A 12,794-nucleotide genomic window follows, 5' to 3' on the forward strand; every position below is an offset into this window, starting at 1 on the left:
CGCGCCCCATCGTCGAACGGTGACCAAGCCACCCCGTCTGCTGCTCCCGCTCCTCGCCGCCGCCCTGCTCCTCCCCCTGCCCCCGGCGTCCGCCGCGCCCCTCCCCCGCGACGGCTGCGGGGCGGGCGGCTGGACGCCCTCGGCCACCCGGATCGACCCGGCCGACACCTACCACCCGTACGTCGGCAACGGCTATCTCGGCACCCGGGTCCCGCCCGCCGGCGCGGGCTACGCGGCGTCCGGCGAGAAGACCGGCTGGCCGCTCTACACCCCGCGCTACGACGGCGCGTTCGTCTCCGGCCTCTATGCCCGGGGCCCCGCGAACACCGCCGGCCGCGAGGCCCTCGCCGCGCTCCCGACCTGGACCGGCCTCGATGTGACGTCGGGCGCCGAGACGTACGGCGGCGGCAGCCGGATCACGCGGTACCGCCAGACCCTGGACCTGCGCTGCGGCTACGTCCGTACGTCCCTCACCTGGACGACCAAGGACGGCCGCCGCACCGACCTGGTCTACGACGTCCTCACCTCCCGCGACAGCGAGCACACCGGCGCCGTACATCTGCGCGTGACCCCGCACTGGGACGGCGAACTCACCCTCACCGACCGCCTCGACGGCCGCGGCGCCCGCCGGGTCACCCAGACGACCGGCGGCCCGGCGGGCGCGCACACCATCGGCGTCGCGTTCCGCACGGACGGGACCGGGGTGGACGGCGCCCTGGCCTCCGTGCTGGACGTGCCCGGGCGGCGTCAACGCGCGGCCCGGGACGGGAAGTTGAGTGCCAGCCAGACGGCGGTCCTGTCCGTGCGCTCCGGCCGTAGTTACACCGCGACCAAGTTCGTCGGCGTCGACACCTCACTGACCTCGCGCGATCCCCGGGCCGCCGCCCGGGACGCCGCCGGGCGGGCCGCGCGGCGCGGCTGGGACGCGCTGCTCGCCGCGCACACCGCCGCGTGGCGGGCGCTGTGGTCGTCGGACATCGAGGTGCCGGGCCATCCGGACCTGCAACTCTGGGCCCGTTCCGCCCAGTACGGGCTGCTGTCCGCGCTGCGCCAAGGCGCCCGGAACAGCATCGCGCCCGCAGGGCTGACCAGCGACAACTACGCGGGCATGATCTTCTGGGACGCCGAGACCTGGATGTTCCCGTCCCTGCTGGCCGCCCACCCCGACCTCGCCCGCCCGGTCCTCGACTACCGCTACCGCACCCGCACGGCCGCCGCCGAGAACGCCGCGAAGACCGCGGTGAAGGGCCTGTTCTTCCCCTGGACCAGCGCGAGCCGCGGTCTGCTGTGGAACGAGTGCCAGAGCTGGCAGCCCCCGCACTGCCTCACCCAGAACCACCTCCAGGGCGACATCGCCCTCGCCGCAAGCCAGTACTACCTCGCCACCGGCGACCGCACCTGGCTCCGCGCCGAAGGCCGGCCCCTCCTCAACGGCCTTGCCCAGTACTGGACTTCACGCGTCACAAAGAACACCGACGGGTCCTACTCCATCAGGGAGGTCGCGGGCCCCGACGAGTACAGCAACGGCGTGAACGACGCCGTCTACACCAACGCCGTCGCCGCCACCGCCCTCCGCGCCGCCACCGAAGCGGCCCACTCCCTGGGCCGGCCCGCCCCCGCCGACTGGCTCACCATCGCCGACCACCTCCGCATCCCCTACGACCCGAAACGCAAGATCTTCCTCCAGTACGACGGTTACAACGGCTCACAGATCAAGCAGGCCGACACCGTGCTGCTGATCTACCCGCTGGAGTGGCCGATGCCGGCCGGTGCCGGGGCCGCCACCCTCGACTACTACGCCCAGCGCACCGACCCGGACGGCCCCGCCATGACCGACGCCGTCCACGCGATCGACGCGGCGGCCGTCGGCGAGCCCGGCTGCGCCGCGTACACCTACCTCCGGCGGGCCTACCAGCCCTTCGCCCGCGGCCCGTTCGCCCTCTTCTCGGAGTCGCGCGGCGACAAGGCGGGCGCGTCGGACCCGCTCGCCGGCTCCCCCGCGCAGGACTTCCTCACCGGCAAGGGCGGCTACCTCCAGGTCTTCACCCACGGCCTGACGGGCCTCCGGCTGCGCCCCGACACCCTCCACCTCGACCCGAGCCTGCCGCCCCAACTCTCCGACGGGGTCCGCCTGTCGGGCCTGCGCTGGCGCGGTCGTACGTACGACATCGCGATCGGCGCGAGGACGACGACCGTACGGCTGCGCTCCGGGGCGCCCTTCGTGCTGGACACCCCCGAGGGCCGCCGCACCCTCTCCGGCACGGTCACCCTGAAGACCCGGCGGCCCGATCTCACGCCCACCACCGACCTGGCCCGCTGCCACCCTGCGACGGCGACCTCCTCGGAGTCCGGCCGCTATCCGGAGGCCGCCGTGGACGGCAGCCCCGCGACCACCTGGTCCCCGGGCGCCGACCGCGCCTCGCTCACCGTGGACCTGGGCCGCCCGGTGCGGGTCGGGACGGTCCGGCCCACGTGGACGAAGCGGCCGGGGTCGTACACGGTCGAGGCCTCGGCGGACGGCCGCGCGTGGCACGCCCCGAACGGGACGCCCGCCCGATACGTCCGTGTCACCGTGCGCGGCGGTACGGGTGCCGCGCTCGCCGAGCTCGACGTGCGCTCGTGACGGCCAACTAGCCTTCCTTGAGGGGGCAGTTGGCCTCGGCCGCCAGCCGTTGCTGTTCCTCCTCGACGATGCGGCGGACCAGGGTGGCGTCCGATATGTCGACCGCGTCCGGCGTGGCGTCCGCGAGGTCGCTGCGCCGGGCGAACCGGTCGAAGAGGCGGTCCTTGTTCTTGAGGATGGTCAGGAGCCGGTCGTCCACGCTGTCGGTGGCGAGCATGCGGTGCACCTGGACGGTGCGTATCTGGCCCATGCGGTGGACGCGGGCCACGGCCTGGTGCTCCACCGTGGGCTTGACCTGGGGTTCGCAGAGGATGACCAGGGAGGCGGCCTGGAGGTTGAGGCCGACCCCGCCCGCGCTGATCTGGGCGAGCAGCACGGCGTGGCCGTGGGCCTGGGTGAATTCGTCGACCAGTTGCTGTCTGCGGAGGGCCGGGACGCTTCCGGAGATCGTCCCGGTCACGCGCATGCCGGGTCCGTCCAGTGCGCGCCGGACGGTGGTCAGCACGTCCCGGAAGTAGGAGAAGACCACCACCTTCGCGCCGTTCTCCGCGGCCTCGGCGACCAGTTCGCGCAGGCGCTGGAGCTTCGCCGACTTCTCGGCGTCGGCGTAGGCGGCCCGGCGCATCGCCATGAAGTTCCCGGCGCCGACCGCGCGGTCGTAGGCCTCGCGGTCGGCGGCGCCGAGCTCCACCCACTCGTCGACCTGGACCAGGGCGGGCAGTTCGGTGAGGACGTCCACCTGGTTGCGGCGGAGGTAAGCGGGGGCGACGGACTTGCGGAAGGCCTGCGGTCCGGCCGCCGCGGTGCCGCCCCGGACCGTCGGCAGCAGTTCGGGGCGGAGGTGGCGGACGAGGGTGCGGAACTCGTCGACGTGGTTCTCCATGGGCGTGCCCGTCAGGAAGAGCACGCGGTCGCAGTGCTCGGTCCACAGCGCGACCGACTTGGTGCGGCGGGTGTCCGGGTTCTTCACGTAGTGGGCCTCGTCGACGACGAGGATGCCCGGGGTGGGGCCGGGCGGGGCCTCGCCCTTGGGCTTCCAGAGCTTTGACTTCCTGCTCTCGGGCGTGGGCAGGGTGTGCAGCGTGTCGAAGGTCGTGACCGCGACTCCACCGCGCTCGCGCCACTCTCCGTAGGCCTCCTGCCGGTCCGGGCCGTGCACGGGCAGGGCGCGCAGGGTGCTGCGGGCGCCGATCTCGCGGGTCCAGTTGATGAGCACGCCGGCCGGGCAGACCACCAGGAAGTGGCTGTGCCCCTCGGCCGCGAGATGGGCCAGTACGGCGATGGCCTGGATGGTCTTGCCGAGTCCCATCTCGTCCCCGAGGACGACCCGGCGCTGGGCGAGCGCGAACCGGGCGCCGAACGACTGGTAGCCGCGCAGCGAGACCCTCCGGTGGGTGTCGTCCAGCTGCTGGGCGTGCACGCGCTCGGCCAGCTCCGAGGGCAGGAAGCCCTCGCTCGCCGCGTGGTCCGGCAACTGGCCGTCGACCTCGGCGAGCTGGCTGTAGTACTCGGCGGACCGCAGCTCGAAGTCGACCAGGGCCTCGATCTCGGAGACCGGCGGGCGCAGCAGGTCGGTGGAGGCCTGGGCGATCAGCAGCGGTACGTCCCGGGCGGTGGCGTCGGTGACGAGTTCGTGGAGTTCGGCGACCGCCGCGAGGGCGCGGTTCCTCCGCCCGCGACCGGCGAGCGCCATCAGTAGCCTGCTGGTGGCGGGCCGGGCCACCGGGAGCAGCGCGCCGAGCCGCTCGTCGAGCCGGGTGGCCGCGTCCAGCGCGCGGCGCAGCTCGGGTCCTGCCTCGACGAGCCGTTGCAGAGCGACGACCAGGGCGGTGGTGCGGGGGTCGGGGTCGTCGGCGTCGATGCGGACGGAGACGGTCTCCCCGACGGCCCGCGCGATCTGCCGGGCGGCGGCGAGCGCGCGGTCGGCGGTCTGCTGTCCCACACCGGGCAGTTGCCGCAGTTCGTACCGGCTCGCCTTGTGCACCGCGCGCACGGAGGTGAGCCCCGCCGCCTCCACGGCGCCGAGCCGCAGCCGCCCCTCGGTGACGTCCTTCAGCCTGCCGACGGGGATGGACTCCAGCTCCTGGGCGACGAGTTCGGCCCGCAGCGGTTCCAGCGCGGAGCGGACGGTGTCGAGGGCGCGGGTGTGGTCGGCACGCAGGGCGCGCGCCACGTCGTACAACCTCGTCCCCCGCGAGCACAGCTCCCTGATCTGCCGCCCGCCGCGCGGAAACTCCCCCTCCATGTCACCCCCCGCTCGCATGTGTCCCGTCGTGCGTCCATCGTGGCATCCGCCACTGACAACGGGGACGGGACCAGGCGGGCCAAGGGTTCCCGGCCGTCCGTCAGGCGTCGGACCGACCGTCCGTCCCGCGTCTCACCCGCTGTCCCTCAGGCGTCGAAGCCCGTCGCCCGGGTCCGCTTCTCCCAGGCCGCGATGTCGCCGCGCACCTGGTCGAGGTGGCCGAGCACGGCGTCGACGGCGTCGTCGCCCAGGGGCAGGTGCAGCGGGGTGTCCTCGGCGTCGAGGGCGGCGAGGATGAGGGCCGCCGCCTTGGCGGGGTCGCCGGCCTGGCCGCCGTCGCCGCCGGAGACGAAGCCGCGGGTCTCGGTCACCTTGGCGTACACACCGCTGTCGGCGCTGACCCCGGCCCGGCTCGTGTCGAAGAGGGCGGTCCGGAAGGCGCCCGGCTCGACGATCAGCACCTTGATGCCGAACTCGGCGACCTCGTCGGCGAGCGCCTCGGACAGTCCCTCCAGCGCGAACTTCGTTCCGCTGTACGCCGAGAAGCCCGCGAAGGACATCTGCCCGCCCATGCTGCTCATCTGCACGATCGCCCCCGAGCGCCGCTCCCGCATGGACGGCAGCACCGCGCGCGTGAGTGCGGCGGGCCCGAAGACATGCAGGTCGAACAGGTCCCGCAGCTCCTGCTCGGTGGTCTCCTCGAAGGCCCCGACGTGGGTGCGGCCGGCGTTGTTGACGAGGACGTCGATCCGCCCGTGCCGCGCCACCACGTCCCGTACGGCCGCCTCCGCCGCCTCCGTGTCGGTGACGTCCAGGCGCAGCGCCTCCAACTGGTCGGGGTGGGCGGCCACCAGGTCGTCCAGCGCCTCGGGCCGCCGGGCCGCGCCGACCACCACGTCACCGGCGGCGAGCGCGGCCTCGACGATCGCCCGCCCGAACCCGCTGCTGGCGCCGGTCACGAGCCACACCTTGTTCATGACGTCTCCCTCTGAGATCCGTTCGAGATCCGTGTTGCCCTCTGCGGACCAGCCTGCTCCCGCCCCCTGCGACGCGTCCAAGACCTAAGCTCATAACCGATGGCTATGACGATGGACGTCCATGTACGGGACCTGCGCTACTTCGTCGCGGTCGCCGAGGAACTGCACTTCACGCGCGCGGCGGAGCGGTTGTACGTGTCGCAGCCCGCGCTGAGCAAGCAGATCCGGGCGCTGGAGCGGCAGTTGGGCGCCGAGCTGTTCCGCCGCGACCGGCAGGCCGTGACGCTCACCCCGGCCGGCACGGCTCTCCTGCCGTACGCGGAACGGGTGTTGGCCCTCTGGGCGGAGGGCGCGTCCGCGCTGGCGGAGGTCAGCGCGGCCGAGCGCAGCACCCTGGTCGTCGGCATGAGCACCAGCCCCGGCCGGGGCGGCCTGCTGCCCGCGATCCGCTCCCGCTTCACGGCCGCGCGTCCGGAGGCGGTCGTACGGCTGCGGCAGGTGAGCTGGGACGATCCGACGGCGGGGCTCGCGGACGGCGGCGCGGACGTCGCCTTCGTCTGGCTGCCGCTGCCCGACGCGGAGCGCTACGACTGGACGGTGGTCGCCGAGGAGCCCCGCCTGGTCGCGCTCCCGGACACCCATCCGCTGACCGCCCGCGCGGAGGTGGACTTCGCGGACCTCGTCGACGAACCGTTCCTCGCCCTGCCGCCCGACGCGGGCCCGCTGCGCGACCACTGGCTCGCCCTCGCCGAACGCGGCGGCCGTCCCCCGCGTATCGGGGCGGAGATCGCGAGCACGGAGGAGACGTACGAGGCGCTGGTCGCCGGTCTGGGCATCTGCCTGGTGGCCACGGGCAACGCGCATCTGATCACCCTCGGCGGTGTCACCACCCGCCCGGTGCGCGGTCTGTCGCCGAGCCAGTACGCCCTCGCGTGGCGGCGCGAGAACGGCGGACAGCCGCTGGTGAGGGCGTACGCGGAGGCTTGCCGGGGGGTCAGGAGCGGGGGGTGAGGCGCGTGGCTACTATGAGTCGGCTTTGGGGAGTTCGGGTCGTAGGGGGTTGTCATGAGCGCAGGTCGTACCGGACGCGGAAGACGCGCGTCGTTCGCTTTCGTCGGGGTGGCCATGCTGGCACCGCTGTTCGTTCCCGCCGCCTCCGCGCAGGCCGCGTCGGGCTCGCTGACCGTGACCACGCTGGGGCGGCACGGCGCGAAGGTGGCGACGACGGTGACCGTCGTCAACGCGTCGTCCGGTGAGCGGCGCACCGTCAAGTCCGGCAAGAAGCTCAGCCTGCCCGCGGGCAAGTACCTCGCGATGACCGACATCTACGAGAGCGCCACGGACGGTCTGGGCACCGACACCATCGGCGCGCAGGTCGTGTCGGTGTCGGGGGCCAGGTCCGTGACCCTGGACGCCCGCAAGGGCAAGGCCGTGAAGGTGTCGTTGGACACCCCGGCCGATGTGACGGGACCGGCCCGGATCAGCGCGCAGGTGTGCGCCGGCACCATGGACATGCCCTCCGCGTACAGTGCGGGCGGCTGGAACGACGCCGGGGCCCTCTACGCCATCCCCAACTCCTCCAAGCTGCTCCAGTTCGCGTACATGGCGCAGTGGTCGGGCACCGACAGCTACGTCGCGGTCAAGAAGACGACGGGTATCCCGGCCGCGCCCGGCGGTTCGTTCAAGCGGTCGCAGCTGGCGGCGCTGCGGTTCTCGGTGCGCGCCGGGACGCAGATGGGCACCCAGAACGACACCGCCGTCCAAGCCGCACCCAAGACCGACGACTGCACGACCGACCTGTACTCCGAAGTCCGCGACGACAGCGCGCCGTTCAGCGCCACGGTCCATGTGACGCCCGGGACCTGGCAGCCGCGCGGCGACGTGATCGCGAACAACGGCGATGTCGTCAGCGGCGGTTTCCCGGCGGCCAGGACGCTGAAGGCGGGGCAGAGCTTCACCCAGTCCTTCGGGCGTGCCGCATGGGGCCCCATGCACTACCTGCCGATGGTCTGGCAGAAGTCCGTGAACTTCATCCCGGACGCGCTGATCGGCGACCCGGACGTGGGTGTCTGGGGCGCCGACCCGACGAAGGAGACGGTGGTCCTGTCCAAGGGAAGCACCACCGTCAAGAAGCAGACCCTGACCAACTGGGGCAACTCCAGCGACGCCTTCGCCGCCCGCATCACCTCGGCCGGCACCTACCGGCTGACCGTGGACGCCCACCGCTACCGCCCGGGCATCACCTTCCCGTCCGGCATGCTGTCGTCGCGCGTCACGCTCGACTGGCGGTTCAAGGCCGACCCGGCCAAGTCGGTGGTCGCCCCCGTCTTCATGACCCGCTTCCTGCCGACCGGTCTCGACAGCCGCAACCGGGCGAAGGCGAGCAGCGTCACGTCGGTCACCGTCAGCGCGGGCCGCGGATCCCAGGGTCCGGACGTCAAGTTCACCAAGACGACGGTCAAGTCCCTGAAGGTCTGGGCCTCTTCGGACGGCGGCACGACCTGGAAGGCCGTCTCCGTCACCCGCTCCGGGTCCTCCTGGAAGGCCGCCGTGCACAACCCGGCGTCCGGCGCGGTCGCCCTGCGCTCCCAGGTGACCGACTCCACCGGCGGTACGTCGACGGAGACGGTCTACCGCGCCTACGCGATCGGCTGATCCGCATCGGCCGTCGCAGCCCGGCCACAGAGGCGGTCACCGCCGCCCGGCGTCTCAACAGGCGTCGGGTCGGCGGGAGTCGGGGCCACCACGGAGGGTTCCGGTGACGGTACGGACGGGGTCGTGGGCTCCGGTTTCGTGGGCTTCGGGGGCTTCGGGGGCTTCTTCACGGGGTCGCTCGGAGCCGGGTAGGTGGGTGTCGGCTCCGTGGGCGTCGGCTCAGGATCCGTGGAAGCCGGCGGCGTCGGAGTCGGCGTCGGCTCCGGAGTCACGGGCGGCGTGGGCACGGGCGTAGGCGTCGGCGTCGGCGCAGGAGTCGGCGTCTCAACCGGGGTCGTAGGAACGGGTGTTGGGCTGCTGCCCCCCACCGGCACCACGACCGTCCCGGGTCCACTCTCCCCAAGTACGGCCGGAGGAACGGCGGTTACGGACCCGTCCGGTGCGGGTGCTATGGAACCGCCGCCGTCGCCCGGCGTCTTCGTGGGCTTCCCCGCCCCCGGCTGCGATGCCACCGGCGCCTGGGAGACCGGGACTTCGGCCACCGGACCCTTCGCCACCGGGACCTCGGCGGAGTCGCTGCCACCGAGGACGACGATCACCGCGACGGCGCCCGCGACGGCCGCGCCGACCGCCGCCCCCACCTGCGTCTTGGAGGCGCCGGCTGCCACGTGCCGTACGCCGTGCAGAATTCCGCCGTGCCCGCCCGCCGCGGTGGCCGCGCCCGCGGACCCCGCGCCGAAGGCCAGCAGGAACTTGCCCGCGCCGCCGAGCACGAACACCAGCAGGGCCGGTGCCACGAGCGCGGGCAGCCGGTCGTTGGCGCGCATCAGGGCGGCGAGCCGGGCCCGGCAGTCGTCGCACGCGTCGACATGGCCGAGGAGCCGTTCGGACTGCCGCTCGGTGGCGCCGCCGCGCACATACGCGGGCATCCGCGCCCAGTGCACCTGGCACGCGGGATCGTCCGGAGCGCCGGTCTGCGCACGCAGGAACGCCTGCCGCATGCCCTCCCGCGCGCGGTGCAGCAGTACGGCCGTGGCCCCCTGCTTGGTGCCGAGCTGGGGTCCTATCGCCGCCAGCGGCAGCCCCTCCGCCTCGGCCAGCCACAGCGCCTTGACCCAGCGCTCCGGCAACTGCTCAAGTACCCGCACCAGCAGGTCTGTCGAGGACACCTGCTCGGCCGGATCGCCCCCGTGGACCTGGTCGTGCACCCGTTGCGCGCCGACCCGCTCGCCGACCTCGGGATCGAGCGGCGTCTCGCGTGCCGCGCCCCCCGCCGCGCTCGCGAGATGCTTCACCGTGGTCATGAGGTACGCCGGCACGTTGTCGATCTCGTGCCCGGCGGACAGCCTGCGCCACACCCTGAAGTGCGCCTCGGCGACGAGGTCTTCGGCGACCCAGGTGTTACGGGTGAGCGAGCGGGCGTAGGCGACGAGGCGCGGCTGCTGCTCCTCGTAGATCCGGGCGTACGCCGCGGTGGGGCCGTCGTTCATGGCAGCAACGCTCCAGTTGCCAGTGGGGCGGGGACAAGGGTTCGTACCCTAGATGGCAAAACTTTCAATTAAAGTTGCAGACGTTCCACAAGGTGACACAGGTCACATAAATCACTTCGCGTGATGGCGTAATCAAAGGCCCCTCCGCGTGATCAAGGAGGGTGTGTCGGCACAACGGCCGCCGCCCCCGCCCGAATCGGAGACCGCCATGAGCCCCATCACCCTGGAACAGCCCACCGGCGCCCGCCTGATCGCCGACGACGACCAGGAGTTGGCCGTGACGGTCACGCTTCGCTACTCCTCCGGCGACCCCTTCGCCGTCCAACTTCTCTTCCCCGCCTGGATATCGCTCGACGGCAAGAAGGTGACGTGGACCTTCGCGCGGGCACTGCTGGAGGAGGGCCTGGACACCCCCGCCGGGATGGGCAACGTACACATCAGGCCGTACGGCCCCGCCCACACGGCGGTCGAGTTCCACTCGGCGGAGGGCATGGCGATGATCCGCTTCGACTCGGTCGCCCTGCACCACTTCCTGCGCCGCACCTACCGGGTGACCGAACCCGGCCGGGAGGCCCTGGGCCCGTCCCTCGACCGGGGCCTCGCCTCGCTCCTCGACGGCGCGTGACGGGAGGGGCCGGACAGAGCCCCAACTTCCCTCCGTGGCAGGCGAATTGAGATTGTTATCGTCGCCCCATGAGTGAATCGCCGCAACGGCTTCCCCAGGTGTCCCGGACGTCGACCCGTGCCGTGGTCGTCGGAGGAAGTCTCGCCGGCATGCTCGCGGCGGCCGCGGTCCGGGACCACGTCGACACGGTCGAGATCATCGAGGCGCACGACCTGCCCGAGGGCCCCGAGTCACGCCCGGGCGTGCCCCAAGCGGCGCATTTCCACGTCCTGTTGTCGGGCGGGGCGGACGCGATCGACGACCTCCTCCCCGGCACGATCGACGACCTCCTCGCCGCGGGCGCCAACCGTGTGCCCATGACGACCAACATGGTCCTGTTCTCCCCCGAGGGCTGGTACCGCCGTTGGCGGCGGGACAGCCACTACCTGATCGCCGCGAGCCGGGACCTCACCGACTTCGTCGTACGCAGGCAGGTACTGAAGGACCCGCGCATCCGCGTACGCCCCCGCACCAAGGTCACTGCCCTGCTGGGGAGTTCGCGCCGGGTCACCGGCGTACGGCTGAGCGCGGCCGACGGCACCGAGAGCGAGCTGACCGCGGACCTGGTCGTCGACGCCTCCGGAAAGGCGGCGCGCACTCCGCACTGGCTGGCCCAACTGGGCGTCCCCGCACCGGCCGAGGCCCGCATCGACTCCGGCATGGCCTACGCCAGCCGTATCTACCGCGCCCCCGTCTCCACCCGGAACTGGCCCCTGATCAGCGTCCAGGCCGACCCCCGCAGCGGCGAACCCGGCCGCGCGGGCGGCATCGTCCCCATCGAGGACGGCCGCTGGCACGTCAGCCTGATGGGCACCCCGGGCGGCCAACCCTCGCGCGACGCAGCCGAGTTCGAGAACTACGCCCGCACCCTCCGCCACCCGCTCGTCGCCGACCTCCTGGCCCACGCGCAGCCACTCACCGACGTCGTCATGACTCACAGCACGGTCAACCGCCGCCACTACTACGAACGCCTCAAGTCCTGGCCCGAGGGCCTGATCGCCCTCGGCGACTCGGTGGCCGCGTTCAACCCGGTCTACGGCCACGGCATGTCGGTGGCGGCCCTCGGCGCCGTAGCCCTGCGCACCCAACTCTCCGCCCTGGGCCTCGGCCGCGGCCTGTCCCGCGCAGCCCAGCGGGCCATCGCCGCCCCCGTCGAACTCGCCTGGAGCCTCGCCGTCGGCCAGGACATCCACTACACGACCACAACAGGCAGGAACGCGGGCCCACCCGACCGCCTCCTCCAGCGCTACGTCAGCCGCCTCTCCCACACCGCCACGGGCTCGTACCACGTGGCGACGGCGATGACGGAGGTCCTGACGCTCCGGTCGCCGGGGACGGCGTTGCTCCGGCCGGGCGTCCTGACGGCCGCGCTGCTCGGACCGCTGCGGCCGCAGCTCGACGGGCCGACGTTCACGGCCGAGGAGCGACGACTGCTGGCGGACGCCGGTATCGCGCTGCCCGGGCTCGCCGCGTAGGCCGGGCGCCGGATTGTCAGTGGCGGCTGGTTCCATGACGTCATGAGCACCGTGCACGACACCGCCGTCCTCCTCCCCGAGCCCGCCGAACTCCGCGTCCGTCTGCGCGCGTTGGCCGTCCTGGACGGCACGATCGGCGACGACGAGGAGTACTGCCAGTACACCTTCCACCCGGACTGGGGCCCCGGGGAGGAGGCGGCCCGGATGGACAACGGCTCGGGGGACGAGTTCACCGTCCTGTTCACCGCGGCCGGTGTGCTCGTACTCGGCTTCGACCACGAGTCGGAGATGAGCCCGTACAGGACGGACGACGAGGAGGTCTGGCCCGGCGTCGTCGACGACGTGCCGGCCGCACTGCGCCCGCTCCTGGACGATGCCTCCCCTGTCGCCGTCACCGCCTGCCTGTGGCGCGAGACCGGCGACACCGCCTGGCGCGCCGGCCCAGCCATCGAATTCCCCGCCGGCAACGAGCAGCCGGACGGCTCCGACTCCCTCTTCCACCTCCTCACCGACCGCTCCCCCGAGACCGTCCGGGCCCACTTCGAGGACTACTACGAGCGCCCCGTACCCCTCGACGCCGTCCGCCACGTCCTCGCCGGACACCCGGTCACTCCCGAGATCAGCGCGGCCCTCGCTCCGCCCGCGCCCCAGGTGTAGGGACTCGC

General features: G+C 72.8%; 9 protein-coding genes. 6 read left to right on the top strand and 3 right to left on the bottom strand.

Annotated elements, in window-relative coordinates; all coding sequences use genetic code 11:
- Positions 1 to 19 precede the first annotated feature (19 nt).
- Positions 20 to 2,623 (top strand): discoidin domain-containing protein, encoded by a 2,604-nt coding sequence (locus ACQHII_RS17585; protein WP_427920183.1) that lies wholly within the window; start codon positions 20 to 22, stop codon positions 2,621 to 2,623.
- A gap of 7 nt (positions 2,624 to 2,630) precedes the next feature.
- On the opposite strand, the gene ACQHII_RS17590 is transcribed toward ACQHII_RS17585, so the two are convergent.
- Positions 2,631 to 4,868: a DEAD/DEAH box helicase gene (locus tag ACQHII_RS17590; protein WP_427920184.1), complete on the bottom strand. Its 2,238-nt coding sequence runs from the start codon at positions 4,866 to 4,868 to the stop codon at positions 2,631 to 2,633.
- Positions 4,869 to 5,014: 146 nt separating this feature from the next.
- On the bottom strand, positions 5,015 to 5,845 hold the full coding sequence (locus tag ACQHII_RS17595; protein ID WP_427920185.1) for an oxidoreductase: 831 nt from the start codon (positions 5,843 to 5,845) through the stop codon (positions 5,015 to 5,017).
- 99 nt (positions 5,846 to 5,944) lie between these two features.
- On the opposite strand from ACQHII_RS17595, the gene ACQHII_RS17600 reads away from it, so the two are divergent.
- On the top strand, positions 5,945 to 6,856 hold the full coding sequence (locus ACQHII_RS17600; RefSeq protein ID WP_427920186.1) for a LysR family transcriptional regulator: 912 nt from the start codon (positions 5,945 to 5,947) through the stop codon (positions 6,854 to 6,856).
- 54 nt (positions 6,857 to 6,910) lie between these two features.
- Positions 6,911 to 8,500, top strand: coding sequence for a hypothetical protein (locus tag ACQHII_RS17605; RefSeq protein WP_427920187.1), 1,590 nt, complete (start codon positions 6,911 to 6,913; stop codon positions 8,498 to 8,500).
- Here ACQHII_RS17605 and ACQHII_RS17610 read toward each other — a convergent pair.
- Entirely contained in the window at positions 8,485 to 9,990 is a 1,506-nt protein-coding gene (locus tag ACQHII_RS17610; protein WP_427920188.1) for a sigma-70 family RNA polymerase sigma factor, read from the bottom strand. The two genes, ACQHII_RS17605 and ACQHII_RS17610, sit on opposite strands and share 16 nt — an antisense overlap.
- A 208-nt stretch (positions 9,991 to 10,198) precedes the next feature.
- On the opposite strand from ACQHII_RS17610, the gene ACQHII_RS17615 reads away from it, so the two are divergent.
- From ACQHII_RS17615 to ACQHII_RS17625, 3 genes are all read left to right on the top strand, one after another.
- On the top strand, positions 10,199 to 10,615 hold the full coding sequence (locus tag ACQHII_RS17615) for an SsgA family sporulation/cell division regulator (protein WP_427920189.1): 417 nt from the start codon (positions 10,199 to 10,201) through the stop codon (positions 10,613 to 10,615).
- 68 nt (positions 10,616 to 10,683) lie between these two features.
- Positions 10,684 to 12,129, top strand: a complete 1,446-nt coding sequence (locus ACQHII_RS17620; RefSeq protein WP_427920190.1) for an NAD(P)/FAD-dependent oxidoreductase — start codon at positions 10,684 to 10,686, stop codon at positions 12,127 to 12,129.
- A gap of 42 nt (positions 12,130 to 12,171) precedes the next feature.
- The gene (locus ACQHII_RS17625; protein ID WP_427920191.1) at positions 12,172 to 12,786 is read left to right on the top strand and encodes a hypothetical protein; all 615 of its coding nucleotides are present in this window, start codon (positions 12,172 to 12,174) and stop codon (positions 12,784 to 12,786) included.
- Positions 12,787 to 12,794 lie beyond the last annotated feature (8 nt).

Source organism: Streptomyces sp. cg40, assembly GCF_050320165.1.
Classification (GTDB): Bacteria; Actinomycetota; Actinomycetes; order Streptomycetales; family Streptomycetaceae; genus Streptomyces; species Streptomyces hokutonensis.